The sequence below is a fragment of the Marinobacter sp. SS8-8 genome (genome assembly GCF_030540945.1).
Lineage (GTDB): Bacteria > Pseudomonadota > Gammaproteobacteria > Pseudomonadales > Oleiphilaceae > Marinobacter.
In genome coordinates this window covers 1-26,193 of record NZ_JASSVN010000008.1, presented here as the reverse complement: position 1 = coordinate 26,193, position 26,193 = coordinate 1, and the positions used below count along the sequence as shown (strand labels likewise).

Annotated in this window: 28 protein-coding genes and 3 pseudogenes; 6 read left to right on the top strand and 25 right to left on the bottom strand. The window is 57.7% G+C overall.

The window, feature by feature from the left end; translation table 11 throughout:
• Window positions 1-16: 16 nt before the first annotated feature.
• The 18 genes from QPL96_RS09930 to ssb all read right to left on the bottom strand — a co-directional run bounded on the left by QPL96_RS09930 (window position 17) and on the right by ssb (window position 18,629).
• Window positions 17-4,699 (bottom strand): LamG domain-containing protein, encoded by a 4,683-nt coding sequence (locus QPL96_RS09930; protein WP_303287228.1) that lies wholly within the window; start codon window positions 4,697-4,699, stop codon window positions 17-19.
• Window positions 4,696-5,109: a hypothetical protein gene (locus QPL96_RS09925; RefSeq protein WP_303287227.1), complete on the bottom strand. Its 414-nt coding sequence runs from the start codon at window positions 5,107-5,109 to the stop codon at window positions 4,696-4,698. The genes QPL96_RS09930 and QPL96_RS09925 overlap by 4 nt, the downstream gene beginning before the upstream one ends.
• The gene (locus QPL96_RS09920; RefSeq protein ID WP_303287226.1) at window positions 5,099-5,875 is read right to left on the bottom strand and encodes a type II secretion system protein; all 777 of its coding nucleotides are present in this window, start codon (window positions 5,873-5,875) and stop codon (window positions 5,099-5,101) included. Before QPL96_RS09920 ends, QPL96_RS09925 begins: the two co-directional genes overlap by 11 nt.
• On the bottom strand, window positions 5,875-6,366 hold the full coding sequence (locus QPL96_RS09915; protein ID WP_303287225.1) for a prepilin-type N-terminal cleavage/methylation domain-containing protein: 492 nt from the start codon (window positions 6,364-6,366) through the stop codon (window positions 5,875-5,877). The genes QPL96_RS09920 and QPL96_RS09915 overlap by 1 nt, the downstream gene beginning before the upstream one ends.
• Entirely contained in the window at window positions 6,363-6,824 is a 462-nt protein-coding gene (locus QPL96_RS09910; RefSeq protein ID WP_303287224.1) for a type II secretion system protein, read from the bottom strand. The genes QPL96_RS09915 and QPL96_RS09910 overlap by 4 nt, the downstream gene beginning before the upstream one ends.
• A gap of 149 nt (window positions 6,825-6,973) precedes the next feature.
• Window positions 6,974-7,438 carry a type II secretion system protein gene (locus tag QPL96_RS09905; RefSeq protein WP_303287223.1) on the bottom strand — a complete coding sequence of 155 codons (465 nt, stop codon included), beginning with the start codon at window positions 7,436-7,438 and terminating at the stop codon, window positions 6,974-6,976.
• Window positions 7,439-7,479: 41 nt separating this feature from the next.
• Window positions 7,480-7,992 carry a prepilin-type N-terminal cleavage/methylation domain-containing protein gene (locus QPL96_RS09900; protein WP_303287222.1) on the bottom strand — a complete coding sequence of 171 codons (513 nt, stop codon included), beginning with the start codon at window positions 7,990-7,992 and terminating at the stop codon, window positions 7,480-7,482.
• A 36-nt stretch (window positions 7,993-8,028) separates the two neighbouring features.
• Window positions 8,029-8,568 (bottom strand): hypothetical protein, encoded by a 540-nt coding sequence (locus QPL96_RS09895; protein ID WP_303287221.1) that lies wholly within the window; start codon window positions 8,566-8,568, stop codon window positions 8,029-8,031.
• A gap of 57 nt (window positions 8,569-8,625) precedes the next feature.
• Window positions 8,626-9,855 (bottom strand): type II secretion system F family protein, encoded by a 1,230-nt coding sequence (locus QPL96_RS09890; RefSeq protein ID WP_303287220.1) that lies wholly within the window; start codon window positions 9,853-9,855, stop codon window positions 8,626-8,628.
• Window positions 9,855-11,624, bottom strand: coding sequence for a GspE/PulE family protein (locus QPL96_RS09885; protein WP_303287334.1), 1,770 nt, complete (start codon window positions 11,622-11,624; stop codon window positions 9,855-9,857). The genes QPL96_RS09890 and QPL96_RS09885 overlap by 1 nt, the downstream gene beginning before the upstream one ends.
• The gene (locus tag QPL96_RS09880) at window positions 11,624-12,697 is read right to left on the bottom strand and encodes a tetratricopeptide repeat protein (protein WP_303287219.1); all 1,074 of its coding nucleotides are present in this window, start codon (window positions 12,695-12,697) and stop codon (window positions 11,624-11,626) included. Before QPL96_RS09880 ends, QPL96_RS09885 begins: the two co-directional genes overlap by 1 nt.
• Window positions 12,694-13,533, bottom strand: coding sequence for an ExeA family protein (locus QPL96_RS09875; protein ID WP_303287218.1), 840 nt, complete (start codon window positions 13,531-13,533; stop codon window positions 12,694-12,696). Before QPL96_RS09875 ends, QPL96_RS09880 begins: the two co-directional genes overlap by 4 nt.
• Window position 13,534: 1 nt before the next feature.
• Window positions 13,535-15,271, bottom strand: coding sequence for a pilus (MSHA type) biogenesis protein MshL (gene mshL, locus QPL96_RS09870; RefSeq protein WP_303287217.1), 1,737 nt, complete (start codon window positions 15,269-15,271; stop codon window positions 13,535-13,537).
• Window positions 15,272-15,288: 17 nt separating this feature from the next.
• The gene (locus QPL96_RS09865; RefSeq protein WP_303287216.1) at window positions 15,289-15,636 is read right to left on the bottom strand and encodes a hypothetical protein; all 348 of its coding nucleotides are present in this window, start codon (window positions 15,634-15,636) and stop codon (window positions 15,289-15,291) included.
• 1 nt (window position 15,637) lies between these two features.
• Window positions 15,638-16,327: a type II secretion system protein GspM gene (gene gspM / locus QPL96_RS09860; protein ID WP_303287215.1), complete on the bottom strand. Its 690-nt coding sequence runs from the start codon at window positions 16,325-16,327 to the stop codon at window positions 15,638-15,640.
• A complete protein-coding gene (locus QPL96_RS09855) occupies window positions 16,327-16,932 on the bottom strand; it encodes a PilN domain-containing protein (RefSeq protein ID WP_303287214.1) in 606 nt (201 codons plus the stop codon). The genes gspM and QPL96_RS09855 overlap by 1 nt, the downstream gene beginning before the upstream one ends.
• Window positions 16,929-17,861, bottom strand: coding sequence for a biogenesis protein MshI (locus tag QPL96_RS09850; protein WP_303287213.1), 933 nt, complete (start codon window positions 17,859-17,861; stop codon window positions 16,929-16,931). Before QPL96_RS09850 ends, QPL96_RS09855 begins: the two co-directional genes overlap by 4 nt.
• 234 nt (window positions 17,862-18,095) lie before the next feature.
• Window positions 18,096-18,629, bottom strand: coding sequence for a single-stranded DNA-binding protein (gene ssb, locus QPL96_RS09845; RefSeq protein ID WP_303287212.1), 534 nt, complete (start codon window positions 18,627-18,629; stop codon window positions 18,096-18,098).
• Between the two features lie 352 nt (window positions 18,630-18,981).
• Here ssb and QPL96_RS09840 point away from each other — a divergent pair.
• A pseudogene (locus QPL96_RS09840) lies at window positions 18,982-19,689 on the top strand (transposase); the annotation flags it as partial.
• Between the two features lie 588 nt (window positions 19,690-20,277).
• Here QPL96_RS09840 and QPL96_RS09835 read toward each other — a convergent pair.
• A pseudogene (locus QPL96_RS09835) lies at window positions 20,278-20,394 on the bottom strand (hypothetical protein); the annotation flags it as partial.
• A 214-nt stretch (window positions 20,395-20,608) separates the two neighbouring features.
• Between QPL96_RS09835 and QPL96_RS09830 the strand changes: the two are divergent.
• The 3 genes and pseudogenes from QPL96_RS09830 to QPL96_RS09820 all read left to right on the top strand — a co-directional run.
• A complete protein-coding gene (locus QPL96_RS09830) occupies window positions 20,609-20,914 on the top strand; it encodes an IS66 family insertion sequence element accessory protein TnpB (protein ID WP_303287211.1) in 306 nt (101 codons plus the stop codon).
• Complete coding sequence (gene tnpB / locus QPL96_RS09825; RefSeq protein WP_303287333.1) at window positions 20,914-21,282, top strand: IS66 family insertion sequence element accessory protein TnpB; 369 nt, start codon at window positions 20,914-20,916, stop codon at window positions 21,280-21,282. The genes QPL96_RS09830 and tnpB overlap by 1 nt, the downstream gene beginning before the upstream one ends.
• 44 nt (window positions 21,283-21,326) lie before the next feature.
• Window positions 21,327-21,764: pseudogene (locus QPL96_RS09820) on the top strand (IS66 family transposase); the annotation flags it as partial.
• An 82-nt stretch (window positions 21,765-21,846) separates the two neighbouring features.
• Here the strand turns inward: QPL96_RS09820 and QPL96_RS09815 are convergent.
• From QPL96_RS09815 to QPL96_RS09800, 4 genes are all read right to left on the bottom strand, one after another.
• A complete protein-coding gene (locus QPL96_RS09815; protein WP_303287210.1) occupies window positions 21,847-22,158 on the bottom strand; it encodes a type II toxin-antitoxin system RelE/ParE family toxin in 312 nt (103 codons plus the stop codon).
• Window positions 22,146-22,403, bottom strand: a complete 258-nt coding sequence (locus QPL96_RS09810; protein ID WP_303287209.1) for a type II toxin-antitoxin system Phd/YefM family antitoxin — start codon at window positions 22,401-22,403, stop codon at window positions 22,146-22,148. Before QPL96_RS09810 ends, QPL96_RS09815 begins: the two co-directional genes overlap by 13 nt.
• A 66-nt stretch (window positions 22,404-22,469) precedes the next feature.
• A complete protein-coding gene (locus tag QPL96_RS09805) occupies window positions 22,470-22,739 on the bottom strand; it encodes a CopG family transcriptional regulator (RefSeq protein WP_144777401.1) in 270 nt (89 codons plus the stop codon).
• The gene (locus QPL96_RS09800; protein WP_303287208.1) at window positions 22,729-22,992 is read right to left on the bottom strand and encodes a BrnT family toxin; all 264 of its coding nucleotides are present in this window, start codon (window positions 22,990-22,992) and stop codon (window positions 22,729-22,731) included. The genes QPL96_RS09805 and QPL96_RS09800 overlap by 11 nt, the downstream gene beginning before the upstream one ends.
• Before the next feature lie 235 nt (window positions 22,993-23,227).
• Here QPL96_RS09800 and QPL96_RS09795 point away from each other — a divergent pair, with 235 nt between their 5' ends.
• Both QPL96_RS09795 and QPL96_RS09790 read left to right on the top strand, forming a co-directional pair.
• Window positions 23,228-24,052, top strand: coding sequence for a site-specific integrase (locus QPL96_RS09795; RefSeq protein WP_303287207.1), 825 nt, complete (start codon window positions 23,228-23,230; stop codon window positions 24,050-24,052).
• Between the two features lie 103 nt (window positions 24,053-24,155).
• Window positions 24,156-25,190 (top strand): transposase, encoded by a 1,035-nt coding sequence (locus tag QPL96_RS09790; protein ID WP_303287206.1) that lies wholly within the window; start codon window positions 24,156-24,158, stop codon window positions 25,188-25,190.
• A gap of 257 nt (window positions 25,191-25,447) precedes the next feature.
• Here the strand turns inward: QPL96_RS09790 and QPL96_RS09785 are convergent, their stop codons facing one another.
• The gene (locus QPL96_RS09785) at window positions 25,448-25,744 is read right to left on the bottom strand and encodes a type II toxin-antitoxin system RelE/ParE family toxin (protein ID WP_303287205.1); all 297 of its coding nucleotides are present in this window, start codon (window positions 25,742-25,744) and stop codon (window positions 25,448-25,450) included.
• Window positions 25,741-25,953 (bottom strand): addiction module protein, encoded by a 213-nt coding sequence (locus tag QPL96_RS09780; protein ID WP_303287204.1) that lies wholly within the window; start codon window positions 25,951-25,953, stop codon window positions 25,741-25,743. The genes QPL96_RS09785 and QPL96_RS09780 overlap by 4 nt, the downstream gene beginning before the upstream one ends.
• Between the last annotated feature and the right edge of the window lie 240 nt (window positions 25,954-26,193).

Below are 26,193 nucleotides of genomic sequence, written 5' to 3'. Positions count from 1 at the left end.
ATTTTTACGCTTTAATTCAGCGGACTTCCCGCCAATAGATGATACGGTCGTGGCCCCGGTAGACGCCGAAGGTGGCTGTTGCTCGCGGATTATCAGCAACACCATTCCCGCCAAAATCGTCCTGCCAGTACAGAGGCACAGGATATTCAACCAGGACACTGCCCGTATTGCCCTCTCCAGGCGCGGACAGGACCAAAGGCGCTCCTGTGGCCGGCAAACCACTATCTAAGGTCCCAGTGTTGGCGTCAACAGCCGTATTTGGTGGCGTACCCGTTACCTGCACATCGGCCGTGTTATAGGTCCAGCAACTCTCATCCGTATGCCGTTGGAAACGGGAGCCATTCCAGATCTGTGCCTCAAACGGCACGCTCAAATCGAGGATTTCCGGCCCGTAGGCATTCTCCAGAACCAATCGACCATACCGAATCGATACACCCGAGGACTCAAGCACCGGCAATTCCGAGGTTGGCATAGCGGCCCCATCACTGTCCGCTATGTTCGTCAACACTATCTGAAGCTCTGAATCAAAAGGCGCGACCCTGGCGTTACCCTCGCGGGTGTAGATAAAGCTATCCAAACCCGGCTGGTAAATCAGGGTGCCATCCCCATTCGGGGTCAGACGAGCCGTATCAGCCGCGGTTGATACGTTCAATAGAGCGCCTTCTGTACCCACCTCATTCACGTCCGAGACAGGGTCATTGCGACTGAAATCCGTTACCACCAGTTTCTGCCAGCCTTCGCGGTAATTACGGGTAATCGGCCCGGCACCGCTGTCACCGTAGGCTCTGGCTGCGAGCGTGAACTCGGGCGAAATACTATAGCTGAAGCTCTGACCGGTGTAGTTGAAACCGTTACAGCGAGCTTCAAGCACTCCGTCCATCTGGCTTTCCAGCGAAAACCGCTCGGGATGAAAGCGGCCAACAGGGCCCGAGTCTCCGGTCAGCATAATTGAACGCCCTAAATAAGCCCCGTTGAAACCGGCCGTCACCTCAATGGCACCTACCTCGTTGTAACGGGCAGAGCCCGTTACTGAACCTGCCGTGAAGCCACTTATTCCGCTCAGACCTGCCAGACCAGGATCATCCGCTCCCGCAGGACCTGCTACCAGATAACCAGCCAGCGCTATAGGCGCGTCAAAACTGGTGACCGTGGCGTTGTTGCTGAGACTGGCATTGTTGGTTGCCAGGTTGTCACCGTGGCCATCGGGCTGACCGTCAGCATCGGCGTCGTCGGCACTGTCGTACTGAACCGTCCGCACCTGCACGTCAAATGGTCGCCCTGCGGCCTGAAACGCGGAACCGCTCGGGGTATTGGCCGCAGGATTGCCGGGCACCGTTACCTCCAGTGCAAATGGCCTCACTGTAAGTGCCGTACTGGTACCGGCGACCGCAAGCGGTGCGCCGCTTTCATCCAGTATCAGGCCCGACTCGCTGTCTGCCAGTTCAAGCGCATAATGCCCAACATCCGCTGGGTCTAACCGAAGCCCGGCAAGTCCCTGGGCAAATTCGATTGTCAGATTGGTCGAGCCTGGCCTTGACGAGGGCAACGAAATGCTGCCAGCCCCCGCACTTAGCTCGGGGGATGCTCCGCCAGGGTCATCCGCCTGCCGCGTGAGCCAGGCCCGAAGATCAATCGGCCCATCATAGGCTTCAACTCGGCCACATTCTCCACTGCTGGGATCGCGTCGCAATACTTCCGCCTGCAAATCATGTGGCCGGCCGGCAATGACATCATCCCCAAGACTGTCAGCAAGGGAAATCACCAAGGCATTTTCCCGGAACTCAATTACATCCGAGATCCCGAATTGCCCCCCCGCTGTGTCCTCTGCACGGATGGTCAGGCGGTCTGCGCGACTGTTGGCCAGGCCTAATGTAATGGCGCCATTATCTGCCGCATCAAATTGATAGATAACCTGGCCGTCATCATCCGTATCGGGGGCAGGCGTCAGCGGTCCGGCGGCGGAAACCGTTTGCCAGTTGCCGTGACCTGCACTGGTAGTCAGACGGATAGTGCTCTGATAACCCGATAGCACATTATCTCCGGCGTCCTCTGCCTGAATCCGGACATCCACGGGCGCGCACACACTTGCGGTCGCAGGCACGACAACCCGGAAGTGATCCAGTACCTGTGCGCACGGACGGGTTCGGTGGGCTTCACGCAGAATGGCCGCATCGGACAGGGCGCGGCCATACAACCGCACCTCATCGATCTGGCCCTCGAACTCCCGGCCTGAAAAACCCTGGTCGGCGCCTATCTGGAAAGGATCCGTGTTGATCTGAAGCGACTCACCGGAATATGTCTGACGCGCACGCTCAACACCGTCAATAACGATCCGCTGGACGCCATCACGCCGGGAATATGTGATCGCGGTGTGCACCCAGGTGTTGAGCGGTAGCTGGTATCCGGACGTAAAGGACCTCGCAATACCCGTCTCCGTTGTCCACCACCAGTATAACTCTCCGTTGCTGTCCACGTGGTATTCATAATTCTCATCCTTGGACACAATGGTTTTCAGGCCACCAGCGCCTGGCAGGCTGGCGACATTGATCCAGGCCATGACGGTGAGTTCATCGGCAACAGACAGGTCCGGGTCATTTGGAATATCGATGTAGGAGCCTCCAGCGAATGTGGCGCCAAAACACACTCTCGCCGGTTCTGGCCGGGCTCCGTTTACGGCTTGACCATCCAGCCCCCTGCCCCGGAGCTCAACAACTTCACCCGGATCTCCGAGCCATCGGGGCCCCTCAAGGCCGTATATTGCCCGGAGAGAGAAATCGACCACGAAGTCCTCGGAAAATGCGAGAAAACCGGCTCGCTCGGTAGTGTGACTGAGGTCTCGGTCGTTAGACCAATCTTCTTCTATTTTCAGTTGCACATCAGTAGACGAAACCGAGCACCGACGCAGCCAGCCGCCGTCACCGCCATCACGGGTTAACTGAGACCCGATAACCCGAGGCGGCGATGCGTAAGACTGCAGAAACGCCGCACTGTCACAACTGGTGGTTCCGGAAATATTATCTGGCGTGACCTGAGCTTCGGAAAGAATGCTCTTGCCGTCGTTGTCCACAAAGGTACCAATCACGCCCGGCTCAATAGCAAGGTATGCCACGGTCTCCGGACGCATCACCGTCCCCGTCGCTGTCTCTGCGCGTTCGAGAGCAAGATCAGTACCAGACGCGCCGAGTCGATCATGCGCCATTGTCAGCCACGGGGTGGAGCGCCCTCCAGGCGCTGCCGTTTCATTTTCCATGCTTTGAATGCTGCTAATGAAAGCGGGGGCAGCACTGAACGTGGTCAGGAAGTTCAAACGGGCCCAACCGGCCCCTGAAACCGACCTCCCTTGGTAGGCCTGCAGCGGCAGTTGGCCTACCTCAAGCTGAGTCCCGTCCGGGAATCGGTGCTGACCATAGGTAACAGCAAGATAATGGACCGTGGTGCTCTGATTCGCCAGATCCCCATAACGGCTCGGAGGCTCAACCGATGCAATATCAAAGCCCTCTTCGGTAATCTGTCGGATCCGAACCGACGAGGGTTCCGGATTGTTGTCATCGCCCAATACAAACACGGCCGGTGGTGACGGGTATACTTGCTCAAAAGCCACTCGAGTATACATGCCGGGGCGCACAGTCACGGACCGAGACTCCAGCATCAGCGGCTCTGCCTCAGGAGGGCGGACATCCGAGTCGTAAACAAAAGGCTGGGAGAACGCAACCAGACTCACGCTCTCACCCCCGTTACTTCGTTCGTTATCTTGAGCAGTGTCCTCGTCAATAAGCAAACCAATACTCGAATTGGACAATTGACACTGCCTCAGCCAGCCCCCGTCTGCGTCCCGACGACTGACTTTGGAAGCCAGCGCAATCGGTGCCGAGCTGAATGCGTTGTTGAAAACCAGCTGATTACAGCCATCATTCCATCCCTTCACCGCGTTTACCGCAGTCCAAGCCTCAAAGCGAACGTTGAGGTTCCCGACAGTTGAGAAGGTGCTGCCTGCGGTTGCGGAAAAGGCAACATAGCCTATGGATTCCGCAAAACTGAGCCCGTCAAAGAAGTAATTGCTGCTGTTTCCTGCACGCCGGTCATAGACTTCACTACGCTCCAGCGCATATCTGAAACCGGAAGCAGTGATTGAATCAAACACCGTCGTCAACCACGGATTCGAGGTAACATCCGGAACCTGATTAGTCTCGTTATTGAGAGTTTGAATCGCCCCCAGAACGACCGGCTGATCAGCAAAGTTGGTGGAAAACGCATGGTTGCCCCACAAAGTACTCCCTTTACCATTAAACTGAACGAAGTCTTCGTTGCCAGAGGCCCGTTTGCTGGACAAAAGTCCCGCTTCGATTCTTGTACCATCCGGTAACTGGTGGCTACCTCTTTCTACAGCCACATATCTCACCGTCATGCTCGTGTGCGGACCGTCTTCGGAAAACGGCTCGACCTGGGCCAATTGGAACCCTGCTGTTGAAACATTGTTGATACGGAGAGCGGAAGCATTGGGACCGTCTTTGGTCGGCAGCGCGACCACGATGGGGGGCGTGGCGTATGTCTGCCTGAAGCTAAAGGAAAACAGCTGATTGACACCGGACGTTGCCGGCAGGTCCAGGGTGCCGGCCTCCATCTTCCAGGCATACGCAAGCCCCGGGAACAGAAGAATCATCAACAGAGCAGACCTGATCAGCACCGGAAAGCGACTCATCGAACTCGAACCTCCACCGTGCGGGATGCGGCTTCAGCCCCATTGCCGCATTGCCCCTGGCTTTCCAGGGTAAAGACAGTTTCCGGCGCTGCATCTCCATCAATATCAGCCTGCACCGACGTACAGCTTACACTGGCATCGCAGCCCGCCAGACCAGCGTTGCTAAAGGTAACGGAGGCCGAAACAGACCCGCAACTGGCGCCGGAAAGAGCTTCGGCAATAGCAACCTGGGCACCGCTTTCGGCAGCTAAAAAGGCGCGCTGTGAAAGGATCTGCTGGCTTACCGCTGACCCCGCACTCTCTTGCTGCTGGGCCATACTGGTCACGATGAGAGCCAGCACCGTGATGACAAACAGGGCTACCGGAAGGCCTGCACCTCTCTGTTTACTCAGGCTTCGCTCAGGGCACATTTCGGATCTGAACCTCCTGGCTAACCGTTGTATTCTCGGCACCGTCCTCGCTCAATAACGTGAAAGTGAACTGCACGACCGCCGCCCTTTGTAGAGTGGCGGGCAAGAACCGGAAGTTGGCGGCACCCGTCAAATTCGCAGCAAGTATTTCTCTGTTGCCACTAGGAGGTGCCTGCTGGGCAGAAGTCGGAGCGTAGCCACTGTACCGATACAGAAACCTCCCGTTCTGGCAAAGACTGACCGGCTCTCCTACCACGAACAGTCGGCGGGCTGGTGACGTTGCTGTGAACCGGTGAGCCCCGGCTAACTCAATACGGGCTGGCGATCCAGTGTTATTGATCGACGAAATAAGTGGGGATACGGGCCCGGGACTGGTACCCGCATACAGATCTGCCGTACTTGTTCCATAACCGTAAACTACCGCCCTGGTGCTACCCACGGCAGGCACTTGGTCAAAGGCAGCGATATCAATCTCGTCAAAGCCGGGACCTTGGGTCAGTTGCAGGTAATTTGTACCTGCCTGTAAGGGCAACCACTCGATACAACTGCCGAAAGTGCGGACTGACAAAGGGAATGCCTCCCGTAACTCACGGGTAATCTGCTCGCTGACCACCACTCCCTGAAACGCCCGCAACTGGCGCGCGCTGACGTCAAGCGCACCCTGGGTTGACAGGCTGACGAATCGGACGGACACAGTTGCGACAATGCTCAGGAGCACGATCACCATCAGCAGCTCAATCAGCGTAAACCCTGCTCGGCGAAGCATCAGTAATTCGCCCTGTAGACCGAGAAGCTGTATCCCTGGCCGCCGGGGTCGGTAATCGTCAGGTCGACCCGCTTTGCGTCCCCGGAAGGAAGCCCCAGGTCACCGCCAGCACATTGAACAACGACCGAAACAAGAAACCCGGAGTAGTCCGCTGTTAACGGTGTGCCTTCTGCATTTTCGGGTACGGCATCGCTGATTGCGTTGTAATCATCCACATCGTCGTAGCCAGCCCGACTTGCTTCCTCGGTACCAATGGTGCAACCGGGTTGCTTGGGAACCCCGCCAACCGGCGTGTTTTCGTCGTATTTTCGACTCAGGATTTCATCCATGTAGAGCTGCGCCAGGGCCACTGCTCGGGTTTGATTGAGAGGATCGGCACTTCGCCCCGCAATCAGTGAAAATGCGCCAACAACCCCCGCAATGGCAACGCTGATAATCACAATCGTGATTACCAGTTCCACCAGGGTTGCACCGGATTGATTGACTCTCACGACTGGCAGCTCCCGGCGTACACCGCGCCCAGGGAACTGAGACAGGTTCGAAACCTGCTGTCACCGGAGAAGGTGAATTGCAGGCTGACACCGGTTGTGGGTGCGCCTTTTGCGTCAAATACCAGGGTAAGGGGGAGGCCGCCGGCTACCGAGAGACTGGCGCCTTCGCGCGATAATTCAAAGGTGCGTGGATTGCCACTGCCGCCTCCAACGATAAACCGGAACTTATCGGCATTCTGCTCAATGGTGAGCGTGTTGGCCGGATTGCCCGCCAACGCTGCCTGCTGGGCAAGCAGCGTGGCGGAGGCGAGTTGCTGGGTGGCCAGCAGGGGAGAGAACGCCGAGCGGCTGGCGAACAGGCCAACACCCACCGCGGAGAGCACTCCGATCAGGATGATGACCATGACCAGCTCTACGAGAGTGAACCCCCGTGACCCCGGAGTGGCTATCACTTTCATATCCCCTCCCGACACCCCGAAAAAGCAGGCCGTGTTGGCAAAGCCTCACCCGACGCACGCCCAGTACTCGTACCTTTGTCGGAAGACGCTTCGTTAATCCAGCCTACAACTCTTTTACAAATGTGACCTTGAACACCAGAGCTTCTTAATCAGCATCCAGAATCGTTAAGGGCAATGTCAGGCGCATCGGTAACACCCGTCGCGTCTGCGAACGTTACTTCACAAGTACCAGGCGCATTGTTTGCCGCAATAGTTCCTGCAGTAGTTGTATCGAAATCGTTCGCATCAATCTGCGCAGCGATCAGAATACTGGCTTGTGTTGGATAGCCGTAGGCTAGGGCAACAGGTTGTCCTTCTAGTGTCACGGATTCGCCGGTACTGGCTGTCTGGTCACAGTCCGAGTCCGCAAGGCAGGCGGAACGTACTATGGAATTGGCTGAGCGCACAGCCCCATAAACACCCTGAATGCTTGCGGCGCGAGCATCTCCACCCAAATCTGCGAACCGCGGCAAAGCAAACGCCGCCAGAATGCCCAGAATCACAATCACCATAACCAGTTCGATCAGGGTGAAACCTTTTTCTTTTCTTGCTGCAATCACTGTCATTGCTCTCATGGTAGTACTCCGTTTTGGTTGTCGGTTGGCTTTTGGGTTTATCAGTTTATGACTGTGGATATTTCGCCGGTATCAGCATCGTAGGCGATGGTGCTGCCCTGGTTGTCTGGTTGATAGGTGAATACGCAATCACCGCTGATGACCGAAGTGGTGTACTCTGTCTGCCCTGCTGTGCTCACGATCGGTGCGTTCGACTGCAGGACTCCATACCAGACCTCCTCGCACTTGGTCACGTTCATGGCCGTGCCTGTGTCGTTTGAGAGAACCGACGTCGGCCAGCCGTCAACGCTGACATCCACGTCGTCGTTGCCAAAGCCCACCACATTCGTCTGCGCCGTGGTAAATCCGTTGGAAACCCACTGGGTTTTGGCAAGGGCGACGCCCGCCGCCAGGGCACCCGCCGTGGCGCGGATACTGGACCGATGCGCCTGCTCGGAAAGCTGGGCAAATCGTGGCAGCGCAAAGGCAGCCAGAATCGCCAGGATGGCAATAACCACCACCAGTTCTATCAGGGTGAAACCCTTTTGTTTTCTCGTACAATTATCACGCTTCATAGGTCAGCCTCGTTGCGGTTTCGTTCTTCCGTCTGGTCAGCGTTGCGCATCCTGCGTTTGCGCTGCTTTCTCTGTCAACGGCACGGAGGACAATCTGAGCCCCGTCAGTCGCTCTTCCTGCTCCCGCACGCCATTCCCGTTGCGGTCCGAAAATTCCGTTGTCACTTCCCAGGCCAGAGGCTGCGTCTCGTATGCATGCCGCCTGTCTATGGTTATCGGCTGCCTCGGGTTATAAATTAACCAGCCTTTGGGCCTGTTTACTGTTTCTTTTTGTTGTTCACTTTGTTGTTTGCTGGTCCGGAAGCACCAGTCTCCCGGGTCCGGCAGAAGGTTCTCACAGAGACCCTCATAGTTCCCCCACGGATATTCAACCAGCTCAAAGGGGTTAATACCGCGGTGCTCAGCCAGGCTGCCATAGCGGCTCAGCATCACCTCCGCCCCCTTGATCACCAAAGCCGATCTGAGCTGACCGATCACCATATTGGCGGCCCGCTCCTCGGCATTTCGCGCCTCCCGCTCCAGCACTCCGAGCAGGAACCACCAGAGCACTCCCAGCACAACCAGCACCACGGCCATTCGAAACTTCCGGGCCTGGCCAACCCCACTGGCGTGCGTCAGCCCTGCCGGTGGCACTCAGCCCCGCCCCATGGCGGCGGCCCCCAGATCCCAGATCGGGAGGAACACGCCCAGCGCCAGGATCAGAACCAGGATGCCCATGGCCACAATGAGTATCGGCTCGATGGATTCCGCCAGTCGCTTTAGCCCATAGTCCACGTCCTCATCGTAAAAATCCGCCACGTTGTCGAGCATGTCATCCACCGAGCCGGTTTCCTCGCCAACCGCAATCATCTGCAGGATCAGTGGCGTGAACATCTCACTGTGCCGGGCGGTTCTGATCAGGCTCTCGCCGCGTTCAATGCCAGTGCGCATGTCCTTGATATGGATCGCTATCCAGGCGTTGTCGGTGGCATCCGCCACCACCGTCAGGGCCTGGGTCACGGGCATGCCTGCGGCAAGCATCGTCGCAAAGTTTCTCGCAAACCGACTGAGTGTGATCAATTCCAACAGCGGCCCGATAACCGGCATCCGCAGCTTGTAGCGATCCCAGGTCAGCCGGCCCTGTTCCGTCTGCTTCCACTGCCGAAGCAGCAGCCCGCCGGCTGCCGCCGCAAAAAGTAACAGGTACCAGTAGCCCAGAAGGAAATTTGAGGTACCCACCAAAACCTGAGTCAGGAACGGCAGATCCGCACCCAGCTTGCTGAAGACCGAGGCAAACTTCGGAATTACCAGGAAGTTCACGATCATCAGGGCGGTCAGCAACGCAACCATCACAAACATCGGATAACGCATGGCCTGTCTGAGACGCCGCCTGGTATCCCGCTCCAGCTCCAGAATTTCCGACAGCCGCTTGAACGCATCGTCCAGCATCCCGGTATTCTCACCCACGTGGATCATGGCAATGAACAGTTCCGAGAAGACCTTCGGGTGCGCCTGCATGGCCGTGGCCATGGTGGTCCCTCCCTCAAGCCGGGTGGTCACATCCTCGAGCACTTCCGCGAGCACCGGTGATCGCGAGGTTTCCGCCAGCCCTCGCATGGTCCGGATCAGCGGAATCCCGGCCTTGGTCAGTGCGTGCATCTGGCGGCAGAATACGATGAGTTCATCCAGCGTCACTTTTTTCCGGAATATCGGGAGCCGGTTAAGCCGGTCAATCACCGAATCGGCCTGTTCCTTCTCGCGGATGGCCAGAGGCGTAATGCCCCGGCGCATCAGTTCCGCTGCGGCCGCATCCACGTTCGGGGCGCCAAGTGAACCCTGCTGAATGCCGCCACGATTGTCCTTGCCCCGGTAGCTGAACTGCATCAGGCGCTTCCCCAAACCGGCTCTTTCGGGAGCGGGATTTCATCGTCGGGTGAAAGGTCGCCCTCGGATGTCGCCGCCACCCGGGCCACTTCTTCCAGCGCGGTCACACCCTGAAGCGCGTAATCCATTGCGCACTGCCCGAGCGGCCGGTAAAACTCGCTTTTGCGGGCGGCCCTGGTAAAACCGGAGACATCCTGCCGGCGCAATGCATCCAGCATCGCCTCATTCATTTCAAGCATTTCGTAGACGCCGACCCGCCCCTTGTAGCCGGTATTGCTGCACTGGTAACAGCCGCGGCCGTGCACAAACCCGGCTTCGATATCGAGTGGGTCAAGGTCAAAGCCGGCCAGCCACACCCGCTCCTGGTCCGTTGGTTGATAGGGTTCCGAGCAGTTGTCGCAAACCCGGCGCACCAGGCGCTGGGCGACCACGCCCAGCAGCGAGCTGGCCACCAGGAACGGCTCCGCGCCCATATCAATCAGGCGCATGGCGCTGCTGATGGAATCGTTGGTGTGCAGGGTGGAAAGCACCAGGTGACCGGTCATCGCCGACCGAAGGCCGATTTCAACAGTCTCACGATCCCGCATCTCACCAACCAGGATCACATCGGGATCCTGACGGAGGGCTGACCTCAGCACATTGGCGAACTCCAGTCCTATTTTTGGGTTCACCTGTACCTGGGTAATCCGGGGCAGGCGGTACTCCACAGGGTCCTCGGCGGTAATGATTTTCACTTCCGGGCGGTTCAGTTCCGACAGCGCTCCATACAGCGTTGTGGTTTTACCGCTGCCGGTAGGGCCGGTTACAAGGATCATCCCGTGGGGTTTTTTGATCATCCGGCGGAACCGCCCGAGAAGCTGTGCGGGCATGCCGGTAACATCCAGGTTCAGCATGCCCTGGCTCTGATCCAACAACCGCATGACCACCGATTCGCCATACTGAACCGGCATGGTCGATACCCGGACATCAATGCTACGGCCCTTGACCCGGATGTTAAAACGCCCGTCCTGAGGCATCCGCTTCTCGGAAATATTAAGGCCGGCCATCAGCTTCAGGCGAAGAACCAGTGCGGCATTCACCCGCTTCTCTTTCATCACCTGTTCCTGAAGCACACCATCCACCCGTTGCCGGATACGAACAACCGTCTCGTCCGGCTCGATGTGAATGTCTGAACTGCGGGCCTGCACGGCATCTTCAAACAGGGTCTGCAACAGCTTGACCACCGGCGCTTCAGTGCTCTCGGATTCGGCGGAAAGATCGGCCAGATCGAAGGCGTCATCACCCAGTTCGTCTTCCAGCTCTTCCGCCAGGGACGCGATCTCATCGGTGCGCCGGTAAACCAGGTCCAGCGTGCTCAGCAGCTCGCTTTCCCGAACAACCGCTTGCCTGATGGGCTGCCTGAGGATGCGCACCAATTCGTCGTAGGCAAAGATATCGAGCGGATCGGCCATGCCCACCAGCAGTTCACCACCCTTCTCAGCCAGAACAATACTGCGGAACCGTCGTGCCATCGCCTCGGGCAGTTTTTTTACCAGCTCGTTATTGAACTGGTAATGGCGCAGCTGCACAAAGGGCACATCCAGCTGCCGGGACAGGATATTGAGCAGGCTGTCCTCGTCGACATAGCCAAGATCGGTCAGGGTCTTGCCCAGCTTACGGCCGGTGCTTTTCTGTTCACGCAGGGCCGTCATCAACTGCTGCTCAGTAATGACACCATTCTGAACCAGGAGGTCACCTAACCGGACTTTCTTTTTCGGCTCTGTCGTCATCATCCTGCCTGCAGCGTTTTTAGTCGTTCTCGGACATAGTCCGCCAGGGACGGCGAAAGGCCGGGCAACTGCGCGGCCTGACCATAGGCTCGCACTGCGCCCCTGACCTCACCACCGGTTTCCAGGGCAATGGCCAGCCCCACCCACCATGTGGCACGACTGTCGTCCCTGGCAATAAGCACAGACCAGTGTCGTGCGGCTTCGGTGCTGCGGCCGGCCTGTTGCAGCAATGTGGCCAGGGTTACCCGGTATTCCGTGTTCTGCCCATCGGTGGGCACTTGCCGCTCAAGCGTGGCAATGGCTCCGGACAGATCACCCCTGGCATGAAGAGCCCTTGCCCGGAGCAGACGCAACCCGGCATGGGCGTCAGCGACTGCTGCCGGCAGCCATGCCAGGGCCCGGTCCGGCATGCCCTGGACCAGCATCCCGCGGGCGAAGACTTCCCGGCTGGCCGTTGCCGGCTGAGACGCTGCCAATTCCCGCAACCTCTGTTCGGCGTCGCGGGTTTTACCAGACCGGAGCAATGACGTTAATTCCCGGCTGACCCTGAGATCGATGGCTTCCGGTGTTTCGCGAATCTGCTTCACCTTTGATGCCGGCGCACTGCTCGACGGGGTCGCGGCACTTTCTACAGCGCTTTCCATCTGACTTTCCGCCACACTTTCCGCAGTACTTTCCTCCACCCCGGTCCCTGGTTGCCCGGTGTCGGCAACCGGCCGTCCGGGGGACGCTTGTTTTGAAGGGGTTGGCGTCGCTGGCTCAGGGGCTTTGGCGATGTCAGCCTCTGATTCAGGTTCGGGCTGAGGTTCGGGTTGAGCTTCAGGTTCAACAGGCGGCGCCGGCTCGGCGACCGGAGCTGCGCTGACCACGGCAGGTGCTGCCTCGCCCCCGCTCTGAGCCTGAAACCAATAACCGAAACCGGCGACCACACCGCCCAGCGACAGGATCACAATGGCCCACAGCCGAAAATTTATGCGCCCCCCAGCCGGAACCTGCCCGGTGTAGGGACCCGCCTCGCCTGGCCGGTTCTGCCGCTGCTCTGCAGCGCGCAAGGCATCATTGAGCAAGCTCATAGCCACCTCGCAATCAGGCCAGGAGCGCGGACGCTTTCGGTATCGCGAACCGCCTGCAGGGCATGGCTGCGCTGAACCAGGCGATCACCCTTGCCCCAGGCCGCCAGCATGGACTTGTGGGCAAGAATATTGACCAGCCGGGGAATGCCACCGGAAGCCCGGGTAATCAGGCGCAGGGCGCCGGGAGCGAACAGATCCGCTCCGTTGTAGCCGGCCCGCGCCAGTCGATGACGCAGGTACTGCGCAACCGAGTTTTTGTCCAGGGGTGCCAGGCGGTAATGGAAAGTGATGCGCTGGTTCAACTGTCGAAGACTCTGTTTCTGCAACAGCACATCCAGCTCCGGCTGGCCGAACAACACCACCTGCAACAACCTGACGCTCTCGGTTTCCAGATTTGTAAGCAGCCGTAACGCCTCAATGGTTTCCTCGGGCATGGCCTGGGCCTCGTCGATCACCAGAACCACCGGCGTCCGCGCCATGGCGTGGGCAATAAGCCGCTCGTTGATGGCCTTTAGAACCTGGTGAGGATTGGCGCAACCGGACACATCGACACCCAACTCCTCGGCCACCGCTTGGTAAAGCGTATCGGGCGTCAGGTGGGGGTTGGGTAGATACGCGGTGTACGCCCGCGACTCCAGTTCGTTGAGCAACAACCGGCACAGCAGGGTCTTGCCGGTGCCCACTTCACCGGAGATCTTGATGAAACCCTCACGCTCCTTCAGGGCCACCAGCAGCAACTCCAGCGCATCGCCGTGGCTGGGCGCCCGCAGGAAGTAACGGGTATTTGGCGTCAATGCGAACGGTGCTTCCTGCAGTCCGAAATGGGATTCGTACATGCTAGCGAACGGCTTTCTCCGGTTCAGGCATTACAGACTCGGAAGATTGCAGCAGCTCCCTGAGCACACTCATGCGTTCGCGGCTGGCCGCCACATCGGCATCCATCTGGGGCGAACCCGCCATCACCGGGCGCAACAGGATCACCAGTTCGCTCTTGCGGGACTGGAATTTTCGCTGCTTGAACAACTCCCCGACAAGAGGAATCTCGCTAAAGAAGGGAACGGCCGAGTTGTTGTCCTCGCTGCTGTTCTGAATAAGACCACCGATCACGACAATCTGCCCGCTCTCGGCGCGAATCACGCTGTCAGTCTCACGCACGGTGCTGCTGGCCAGGGGCAGGGTTACATCCTGCTCACCAATCGTAACGACCTTTTCCTGATCGGTCACCTCACTCACCGACGGATGAACGTGCAGGGTGATAACGCCACTCTCGGAAATCTGCGGAGTTACATCCAGGGAAATTCCGGAAAAAAACGGGGTGAGCTCAACGGATGTCGAATTTGTGGCGGTTACCGTCAGGGCGGAGTTGTTGTTATAAAAATCGATATCCGTCACAAAGAACTCATCGGTACCGACCTTGATGACCGCCTTCTGGTTATTCACCGTGGAGATGCGAGGGCTCGAGAGAATCTGCACATTGCCCTGCCCTCCAAGCAACTCGATCAGGGCAGTAAAACTGCCTTCCTTGAAGGTAGCCGAAAACAATCCGCCTATATCGGAGGTCTGGATAGCCTGCCCCGCCAGAGCCTGCGCGGTAAATTCCGCTGGCAAGCCATCACTGGCCACCACCGAGGACGCACTCTGGATATCCGACCAGTTAATACCCTGCTGATAACTTTCATTCAGGGCAATTTCCAGAATCTTGGCTTCCAGAATCACCTGGCGCTGCATGATCAGCTCGGTACGGCGCAGGTACTCTTCCACCAGTTCCAGGTCTCTTGCACTGGCGCGCACCATAACCAGCCCGGCACCGGGATTGACGACCACCTGCTCATCCTCGCCGTCAACAATCATGCTCAGTGCGTTTTCAATGTCCTGCCAGAAATCGGAAGCCGTTTCCGTGGAAATGGTTGTTCCCACCAGATTACGGGTCTCCCTGGCACTGTTATCACTGCGTCCGCCGGGACGGTCGTAATTTCCGCTGCGGGCACCGGTTGCACGACCGGAGCTGCCCCGGGAACTGGTGACCTGACCGGAGCTGACCCGGGTCTCGGAGCCGCCCCGGCGCTTGAAATGCAGATAATCAATGGGGAACAGGCGGGTCTGAACCTGGTCAGCCTGCACCCGGAACAAGCGGCCGGTTCGCCGGATATCCAGCCCGTAAAGGTCTCCGGCGATGTCCATGACCTCTGGTACGGTGACATCGTCCAGTCGCAGGTCAATACTCGCAGTCACCCCGGGATGAACCACAACGTTGTAGCGGGTGCCCTCTACCAGCGCCCCAAAAAAGTTGCCAGCGGGAACACCACGGGCGTTGACATCAAAACGCTCATCGAGATCCGCGGGCCCGGACAAAGGGGGCAGCAATGCCGCACTGACATCCGCGGGCAGAGGGGCGGCCTCCTTCCGCACCCCGGGGTCCGCCGGAGAGTTTTTCCGGGCGCCTTCCAGCGCCTGATCAATAGCGTCCGCCGCATCCGTAGAGGTGGCGGTGGCAGAGCGCATCAGCGGGTTGTTGCTACACGCCGCCAGCACAAGGCTCAAGGCCAGCAAGCCCGTTATTCTGGTTTTTGTCATGAGTATCCGGTTGTCTGTCATTGAGTTCCCCGAACCTGCGGGAGCCTCTCCAGGTACAATACCCGCTCGCGGCCGTTATCCGTGACCAGAACACGATTGTCATAAATCCGGATAACCCGCAGGCTGTCAATACCCTGGTCTTCCCTGAGGGCCTCTCCGTCAATAACGGCAACACGCCGGCCCTCGCTGTAAAGAATGGAGTCCAGTGACAAGTTCTTTTCCGGCACCGGTGCCACAATCGCCGATTCCAAGCCCGGTGGCCGGGTCGGATCCTGCAACGCGGAGACGCCGCCCGGAAACAGAATGAGCACGACCGTGGCCAGGCGGGTCCACGGGCGGAACAATATACGCAAACGTTTACTCATCTCATACCCCCAACCAGGCCTGATCCACACTCAGTGTTCGCACCCGGATGACAGCTTCACCGGAAGGCCAGTCACCAGCGCTGTACTCCAGCATGACCCAGCCCAGGCGTTCGTCCATCGCCTCAAGCCGCTCAAGGTAGTTCAATACATCAAGGTAACTGCCCTCGATGCGCAACTCGGCATCATGGGCATAAAGCAGGGGCTCTTCCGCCACCTTCGGCTCTTCCGGAGGCTGTGAGCCTGGCCTTGGTGAAAAGACCGGCGTTGGCGTTTTCAGCTCCACGCCCTGCAGCACCAGGGAACCCTGAGCAGCCAGCATGTCTCGCAGCAGCGTCACCATCGCCCTGGGGGCAATCAGTTGTCCCGTGGCATCCGCAATCTGCCGGTTCAGCCTGTCCAGCCTCTGCTGCCGGGCGCTCAATTGGTTTTGCAATACCAGGGAGGGGTCGGTAGCCAACTGCTCATCAAGCAACTGCTGACGCGCCAGCAGGTCGTCCCGACTGGCGGACAACGTCTGAATCCGGCTCTCCAGCCCCTGGCGCTCCTTTTGCAGGGGAGTAACCGCAAGCTCCCAAACAACAAAGATCACAAGTACCAAGGCAGTGAGCAGAATCAGTGCCCGCTCACGGATCGGGCGCTGGTTATACCAGTTCGCGGCCCGGGCAAACGAGTTTTCCGGAGAGCCCGCCATCAGCTGTCCTCCCCTGTCCGCCCGGTCGACACCCGGAAATCAATCCAGCGGCCTTCATCTGGCCGCGACAACCGGAACGCTCCAAAGGTTCTTCCGGTAAACGCCGCTTCCTCACCAAGGTTCTCAAGGTACAGGGGCACCAACGCGCCCGAAAGACTGCGCCCTTCGATGGTTACGCGGCTGGGCTCTGATTGCAGGGCAACCCCCGTCAACCAGACATTTTCGGGAATCTGCCGGGCCAGCGCAGCCATCTGGGGCGAGAAACGGCCACCGCCGGAAACCACGAGGCTCTCAACTTTTTCCAGTAAACGCTGACGCCGGGCAAGGGTCCCGGTGACCCGGGCCAACGCTGCCTCCACCTCTGCATCCGGTTGCCTGGAGCGAACAGTCTCCGAAAGCTCAGCCACCACCTGTTCCAGACGCCTATTCTGCTGCTCCAGAGCTGCGGTCTGCTTCGCCATCCCGGCATTCTGGTAGCCAACGATGCCCGCCAACAGCGCCACCAGAACCACGCCGAGGGCCAGCACTGCAAGTGCACCCCGCGCCTGAAGCCGCTCCTGGCTTGGCCGCAATTCCAGGACGTAAAGGTTGACCTGCTGGATCATGTGTGGCCAACCTCCGACAAAGGCAGGCCAGCACTCCAGGCGGGCAGGCAGCGACTGTCCAGATCCGCTTCGAGGCCGACCGTGCCCCAGTCAAGGGTTTCAATACCTGCGGAAACATAGGAAGACAGCATCGAGGCCAGAGGGAGGGCACTGTACCGTGCAACCAGACGAATCCTTGCAGGCGGCACCTGGCCCAACTGGCTCTCGTAATAATCCAGTGAGCGCTGCATTTCCAGAGCCAGGGACTGAACCGCCGATTCCTGCCGGGCCGCGTCACGCAGGTCTCCGGACGTCACCTCAAGGCGACGGGACAGGTACAGCGTGTTGCCTTTGCAGATAACCATCTGGCCGTAGCTCTCTTTGAGGTGAACCAGGGCAGCACCGCGCCTGTTGTCGTCCAGCCGGCATACCAGATTGCGCAAGGCCAGTTCGGCGATATCGATACGATCCAGCTCCAGGCCGGATTCCTGAACCAGCGTCACAAGTTCGGAAACCAGCGATCTTCTGGCGGCGACGACATTCACCAACTCCCCGCGGCCACGGGAGGCATCCTCCGGAAACGGGAACACATCGGAAACGGCCTCTGAAGGGCTGAAACCAAGAAAATCCTTGAGCTTCCATTTCAGGGCATCGGCCAGTTCCGATTCTTCGATGCCCTCGGGGCGATCCATCTGGAAAACCTGATACTGGTCCAGGGGCAAAACCAGCGTTGTTGCAGCACCCGCCCAGCCATGCTCCTCAACCAGTTCCCGGAGAGCTGACTGCCGCTTTGCCGGCAGGCATTCAGCGAACCCGAAGCCATCCACGCCGGGGGTTCCCCCGACAGCCCAGGCAACGCCATCAGGGCGTACCTCCAGACAGACGCGTGAACGCGCTCCGGAGCGCCTGAACATCCCGGTCAGCTTATTCAGCAAGGAAATCTTGGTCATGGGGCCCGTTGAACTGGAATCGAGGCACTCGCAGGCCTCAGGCTTTTATTATGCTGCCTGAAATAACAGGCTCTTTCGGCAATCGCCAACATGATAGATGAGAAAGTGAACGTAACTCCACGCTTTTTTTGCTGATTTTACATCGTTTTTGCAAGTTCGTAACAAAACCCCGCCAAAGCGGGGTCTCAGGATTAAACGCAACGCCAAAACGTTACAAATTACACTTACTACGAGTTAGAACGGAATGTCATCATCGAAATCATCCACCGGCTCCGGCATGTTGCCCTGAGACGGCTGGCCGCCATAGTCGCCCGACTGCCGCTTCGATGGCGGATTGTTCTGCTGCCCGCCCTGGGCGCTATAGTCTGACTGCTGCGGCCGACCCGCGGGGGCGCCCTGGTTCGCACCGCCTTCGGCACCGCGGCTGTCGAGCATCTGCATCTGGCCATTGATATCCACCACGACTTCTGTGGTGTAGCGGTCCTGGCCATCCTGCCCCTGCCACTTGCGGGTTTGCAGCTTGCCTTCGATATACACCTTTGAGCCCTTGCGAAGGTACTGGCCGGCAACTTCGGCAATCTTGCCGAACATCACAATCCGGTGCCACTCGGTTTTCGGCACCAACTGGCCAGTCTGACGATCCTTGTAGCTCTCGTCTGTCGCAAGATTCAGATTCACCACGGCATTGCCGTTGGGAGTGTAGCGGGTATCCGGGTCCTGCCCCAGATTGCCGATAAGAATCACTTTGTTCACTCCCCTGCCTGCCATAAGTTCTGTTCTCCTTAAAAAAACATTAAGTTACGTGAGCTTTAGCCAGATTATACTACAGGTCCACTATTAGGTTGCCCATTGGCTCACTTCGATCAGCAGAAAGACACAGAAACTTAGAGCGATTCAACTCATCAATGTAGCGATCAACTTCTTCATCAGCCCTCTGGAGTCTCGAGTCACCCCCATACTTTAAAGAGTATCTGCGCGACAACTCAACCAAATCGTGAACTGAATTTTGAGTAAGCCTATTAACCCGAATTATTCATAAAAAAGCGAACCTTGCTTATCCCATTGATATAATGGGAGTTAGACCAATAACGCTTCGGAAGAAGCTAAACAAGGTTCGCCCATGTCCCATTCTATCCCAGCTCAACTGCGCTTTCCTCCCTTTGCCGGCTTTACCGTGCGGGCTGATTTTGAGGGCGGAGCCTTGTCATCCGACTTCGGCCCCCTGCTGCTGCGCGACGTTGACCAGCAGATCGGTCTGATTCATCGGCTGGCCCAGGCCTTTGTGGAACAGGTTGTCGCCAGCTACGCCAAGCTGCCAGAGATGATCGTGCTCGACATGGATCACTCCGAAGATCGGGTCCACGGCCAACAGGAACTGGCGTTTTACAACCACCATTACCAAAGTCACTGCTACCTGCCGCTGTTTCTGTTCGAAGGCCTGTCGGGCAGGTTCATCACCGCCGCGCTGCGCCCCGGCAAACGCCCGAAGGGCGCGGAGAACGCGATGATTCTCAAGCGGGTGCGCCAGCACTGGCCCGAGACCCGCATCCTTTTGCGCGGCGATGCCCACTTTGCCAACGTGGAATTGATGCAGTTGGCGCTCGACGATCCGTACACCGATTTCCTCTTCGGCCTGACCGGCAACAGCCGTTTGAAAAAACGGGCCGAGCCACACCTGAAATCCACCCGGCAGTTGCACGATACCCGCTGCCACAATGCTCACCTCGCCAAACACCGACCGCCACACCGCTCGCGCACTTTCCATGAACTGGACTATCAGGCCCACTCCTGGCCGCAGGCCTTTCGCACCGCCCTGAAAGCCGAAGTCCCAGTCGCGGCATTGCCTGCCACTCCGCGTTTGCTCCAGAGGGCTCTTTCCAGCAACAGGAGACGATGCCAATGGGTGCCCGCCAACGTCCGGCCTGAGGTTGACGTTGATCCGTCCGGGCTCGGCATCGTGGGCGGAGAAGTCCAGATTGCCAAGATCGGCAACGCCGGCCACGGTATCGAACAGACCCACAAAGCGAACGGTGATCTTCTTCGGCCAGGGTATGCCCTGTTGTTTGAAGGCGGCGGCCAGCGCACCGCTTTCGTCTTGAACTTCCCGGCTAATGAAATGGCGGGCAGTGGCCGCGCCACGGCTGAAGCCGAAAACGTCAAGCAGGAGTTCGTCGATGGGGTCACTGACTTCTTCGGGCGAGTCATCCGGCGACTCGTCCAACAAGCCTTCGTCAATCAACGCACCCTCCTGAGCAGCCTTGCGAACAAACTCCTGTGGATCTTTGTCCAGCAACTCTTTGGCGGCAGGGGTAAGCTGGCCTTTGTCATCCAATGCACCGGCCATGGCAAAATCGACAACCGGCGCGGTATTGGTGGCGACACCCAAGATCACACGAGAATTACCGCTGACAATAGAACCGCCATGACTGGTGGGGCTGCCAAGGTACGCCACCGGCATGCCATCGGCCAGAGCAAGCGGGTAGCCTTGGGTTATAACCGCGCCGCAACCGGTGACATCGCCCACCCGGGCAATGGGCTTACCTTAAACAAGGATGCTGGAGCCGTTGGGCATGATGGGGGAGGAGCCGTGCCCTTTGATCGGGCAAACGTGCATGTCGCCAACGCAGGCGGCAATCAGATTGCTCATGGTCAGAGCTCCTTTCTCAGTAAGCCAATAAATCAGCACCTACATTCCAGCCCTGAGATTGAGCACACTGACTTCCCCTTTATCCTCAGGAGGAATCAGCATGATCCGCGAGCAAGAACAACTTTGGCAACAGCGTATCACGGAGTGGCAGGCGTCTGGATTGTCTGGAATGGCTTACTGCAAGCAGCAGTCGCTGACCTATTGCCGGTTTGTCTATTGGCGCAAGAAGCTGGCCAGTTTAACGGCGCCGGAGGGCGCTGCCCCATTCGGATTTGCCAGGGTGGCCCCGGTCTCCCGGTTGGAAGCAACGGACGGCCTGACTCTTTCGCTGCCCGGCGGCGCTTCGATCACCGGCCTGCAGGCCGGCAATATCGAGTTGCTGGGCGCGATCCTGAGGCAACTGTGATGCGAAACCGGTATCTGCGCCCATCCCGGGATCTGCCGGAGATCTATCTGTACCGGACACTGATCGACTTCCGCAAGCAGGCCAATGGCCTGGCACTGCTGGTGGAGCAGGAACTCGGCCACAACCCCTTCTGCGGTGCGCTCTATGCCTTCACCAACCGGCAGCGAAACAAGATCAAGTGCCTGCTGTGGGAGGGCAACGGCTTTGTGCTCTATTACAAGGCTCTGGCCGAGGAAAAATTCAAGTGGCCGGGCCCGGCTGATGACCTGTTGCCGCTGACTGGCGAACAGATCAACTGGCTGCTGGACGGCTACGACATCGCCCTGCTTCAGGGCCATAAAATAGTGCATTATGAGAGTGTCGGATAGCACTTTTCAGGTGGCCAGGGCGTTGTTTTTGCTATAATTCCACCGTGGAAACGACCCTTGGCAACCCCTCTTCAACCCCTGGTTTCAGCGGCCTTTGTGCCGCTGAGATGGCGGCGGTTATCAGGGGGCTTCAGCAGCAACTCGCCTCGAAAGAGGAAGCCTTTCTGAGCCAGCTGGAACAACGCGATCAGGCCATCCAGCGCCGAGACGTCCGCATCGAGATCCTCGAAGAGTTACTGCGCCACAAGAAGATCCAGCAGTTCGCCGCCAGCAGTGAAAAGCAGCTCAGCCAGATTGCCCTGTTCGATGAAGTGGAGCTGGAAGTCGAGATCGACACCCTGCGTGATCAGTTGCCAGAGGACGTGGAGGAAGAAGGCGCACCGCGTTCTTCCCGCCAGCGCCGCCAGCGTGACTTCTCCGACAAGCTGTTGCGCGAGCGCATCGAACTGACTCTCAGTGACGAAGAGAAGGTTGGCGCTACCACTTCAGGTTGATTTAGCGGCGTTTACCCTTTAGCGCCGCGTTAACCGCGCGAGCCGAAGGCGAGTCCGGTTGAACGCTTGGTTAGTTTTCATTTTCGGTAGATAATAAAAACTTTCGTAAATCTCTTTCTTGCCTCATTACGTGAAGGATATAGACTGAATCTCTATCAACTTTGTAGAAAACACGACAAGGATTTACTACCACTTCTCGGTAATTTAGATTAGATATTTCTTCAGGTACTCTGCCGGAATCAGGAAATTGTTCGAGTCTCTGAATCTTACCAAAAACGTTTTCTACCAGTTGTTTAGCGGCGTACGGATTGCTAACTGCGATATATTCAGCAATATCGTTCAGATTATCTAGAGCTGGCTCAGTCCAAATTATTTGAGCCATTTATTCATTTTCTCTCTAGCTTGTTCCATATCCATGGTTCGGCCATCTCGAATAGCCTGCTCGCCTTTAGCGATACCTTCAAGAATCTTCATCCGATCTACCATCAACTCGTAATCAGCAACGTCAAGTAAATAGGCAGATGGTTGGCCATGCTCAGTTATGAGAATAGGTTCTTTTGATTCATGTAGATCGGCAAGCAGTTTCGTTGCTTGCCTCTTTAATGTCGTAACGACTTCGATTCTCATAGTGGCACCTTAACTCAAAATGTATCACTATAGTATCACTCTAGTTCGAAAAAAACTAACGCTCCGCTAATGTGCGCCGCCTGCGGCGTCACCATTGAGCGGCTTGTTAGCAGATTCTGCTTGAAGGCGCTCAACGAGCCACACCTTGATGATTGATTGGCGGGTAACACCAACACGCGCGGCCTCACGATCCAACGACTCTACGACCCAAGCAGGAAAGTCCACGTTGATTCGCTTTTGTTCCAGGTTGGAGCGACGGGCCGTGGACAGGTCAAGGTCTTCAATAATATCTTCCTGGCCTTCGTCAAATTTTTTATCGAAGTCTTTAGCTTTCATAGAGCTCAACCTCCTTCTTACGGGAACGCCTGACTGAAATCAGACGAATACGACCTTCCCTGTATGTGACGATAGCCGACCAATACCTTTCATCAATCTTACCTATCAGCCCGAGCCTTCGCTCATCTTCTGATTTCGCGCGAATTTCCAGCAGATACGGGTCTTTCCATAGCTCTTGGGCGGCGACGAAATTGATACCATGCTTGTTCAGATTGGCCTGACTTTTGGCTTCGTCGAATTCAAACTCTTCCATGAGTACAAATTATTCCTTTTTTACTCAGCCTGCAAGATGTGGAAGGCCTAGAGCAACTGCTAACGCTGAGTTAAGCGGCGTGCGTAAGCACGTCCGGCGCAGGCCCGTCAGGGCCGGAGCGAATTTAATGCAATTGTTGAACGAAGCCGCTACGCGGCAGAAAACACCCCCGCCTCCCTGTTCGAGATAATGCCTCATGCACCGAACCCCCGGTGCGACAACAGAGGCATTCTTTATGAACCAAGCACAGCAAGCCCGCTTCGATTCACTGTACCAGCAGCATCTTAACGCACTCCGCCGCCAGGGTAAGGCCGCGTCCACCATCGACGTCTACGCCCGCGCGGTGCGACGTATCACCGAGTTCTTTGACCAATGCCCGGACCGGTTAACCCTGGCACAGCTCAAGCAGTGCTTTGACGCCCTGGTGAAAAGTCACTCCTGGAGCACGGTCAAGGTGGATCGCAACGGGCTGCAGTTCTTCTACAAGCACGTGCTCGATCAGGATTGGCAATGGGTGGCCATCGTCAAGCCACCCCAGCACAAACCATTGCCGGATATCCTCACCTCGACGGAGATCGAGCGGATCATCAACGCCACCCGGGAGCTGCGTTACCAAACCTATATCCTCACCGTTTATAGCATGGGCTTGCGCCTGGGCGAAGCCTTGAACCTCAAGGTCGGCGATATCGACGGCGAACGGATGCGGGTACATGTGCGCAATGGTAAGGGGGGCAAGGACCGCTTTGTCACCCTGCCGGCGATGACCCTCAAGGCATTACGGCGCTACTGGTGCAGCCATCGCCACCCGAGGTTGCTCTTCCCCGGCGGGCGAACCCCGGGGGAACGCGGTCGGGCCCGGGAAGTGATGAGCCGCGGCGGAGTGCAGAAATCCTTCAAGGCGATCATGCAGGACTGCGGTATTCGCAAGTCGGTGACTATCCATAGTTTGCGCCATTGCTACGGGGCACATCTGGTGGAGATGGGGGTCAATCTGCGAGCCATCCAGCGTGTCAGATGGGCCACGAGTGCCCCAAGACCACCGCCCTCTACACCCAACTGACCGAGGCAGCCGAGCAGAACACCAGCGCACTGATCGACGCGCTGATGGCACGCCTCGCGCTGGCCTGGCAGCGGGAGGATTGAGATGCGGCTCGCAGATATCGTTGAAGATTACCGTAGCGCGCCTGCAGGCGCGCTACGGTGCCACCCTCAATGCCGAGCAATGGTCGGCCCTGAATGCCCTGGTGGGCTGTCGCACCGAGCAGTACGGCGAGACCCTCTGGGCCTGTACGCCCTGCCATCGGCAGCAGCGCTTCTACCAGGCCTGCGGCCATCGCAGCTGCCCGCGCTGCCAGAACCACGATACTACCCAATGGCTGGAACGACAGCAGCAAAAGTTACTGCCGGTGGAGTACTTTCTAGTGACCTTCACGCTGCCCCGCGAATTGCGGGATCTGGCCAAGCGACACCCCAAAACCGTCTACGACCTCATGCTCCGATGCGTAAGTGGCACCTTGAAATCCTTCGGCCTGAACAAGCGGCGCTTCAATGCCCAGCTCGGCATGACCGCGGTACTGCACACCCACAGTCGCCGGCTGGACTATCACCCGCATATCCATGTGGCGGTCCCCAGTGGCGGCATCGATACCAAGAGAAAGCAGTGGCGCAAACTTAAGGGCCACTACCTGTTCAAGGCCTTCAATCTGGCCCGTGTGTTCCGCGCGCGGCTGCTGGCGGCGCTCAAGGAGGCTCGGTTGGCGCTACCCGCCAAGGTGCCCGCCAAATGGGTGGCGGACTGCACGCACGTCGGCCGCGGCCTGCCGGCCCTGCAGTATCTCTCGCGCTATCTCTACCGGGGGGTGCTCTCGGAAAAGCAAATCGTCAGCGACGATGGTGAGCGGGTGACCTTTGCCTTCACCAACAGCGAGACGGGAAAGACGGAATACCGCACCCTGCGCGGTGAGACGTTTCTCTATCTGCTGCTGCAACACGTCCTGCCCAAAGGCTTCCGCCGGGTCCGAGACTATGGCTTTTTACACGGCAACGCCAAACGCCTGCTCAAGCTGGTGCAGTGGGTTTTGAGAGCACCTGTCTTCACCGGAAAAACCCAACCCAAGCCAACCGTCGTGTGCAGCCGGTGTTACGCCCCCATGACGATCATCGCCATTATTAAACCGGGTCATATTGGTTATGGGTGAGGTTACGGGGCAGCACACGGGATGAAAGTCACCCACAGGGAGGGACCAAGCGCCATATGATCTGACAGAGCGCGTTGCTTTTTTGGCGTCTTAACTGACGAGGCGTGCGCTCGCCTTCAAAAAAACAAATTCTCCCCGCAATCCGTATTGCCGGCCACGCTCGAAAAAGATATCTGCTTATATAAAGAACCAGCGTTCGAGCCCGGGCTCGTTCAACAATAGGATAAGTCGCGGCAAGCGCGACTTATCCTTATCCGTTATGTTCTTTTCTTCCAACGAGTAGGATGTCGTCTGGCGTGCATCACGGCGACGACAACGACTTGCTCGCCTGCAATACGGTAATAAATACCGAATGGAAACCGGTGAATCAGAGCGCGTTGGGTATTGCGATAAATAGCCGGGTACAAGGAAGGCAGCTCTGCGACCCTCTCGAGGGTTACTAGAACCTCGTCAAGAAACTCATTGCCCAAGCCAACCAATTGCTTTTCATACCAGCCTGCAGCTTCCTCAATATCCTGCTCCGCTTCTGGTCGTAAATGGACAGAAAGCGTCACAGACGCTTCCGAATATCTTCCAGTGCTGCCGTAGCAGGACGACCAGGATTTCCGTCTGCTTCATAGGCATCAAGCCGTTGATCGAGTTCAACTCTTTGCTCATGTGTGAGAGGTAACGCCTCTTGATCAGCCGCGATACTGTCCCAAAGCTCTTCGACGAGATGCATACGCTGCTCAACGGGGAGCTGTCTTAATGATGCAAGATTCATAATCACCTCCATTGCGGCTCTCAGTTTAATCGGACGCTGGCCGAAAAGAAACATAACGCCCGCCATCACCGGTGGCAAAACCGCAGCGAAGCGGAGGGTTTGGCATCCGGTGCATGGCTTTGATACTGATTGAGCCTTCTCCCCAGCCTAGCGGTTGCCCGCTAAGCTGGAAGGCGACCAAGCACTACAAGGGAGAAGACTCAATGAACTTTTACCATAGCACCCACCGCCATTATTGTG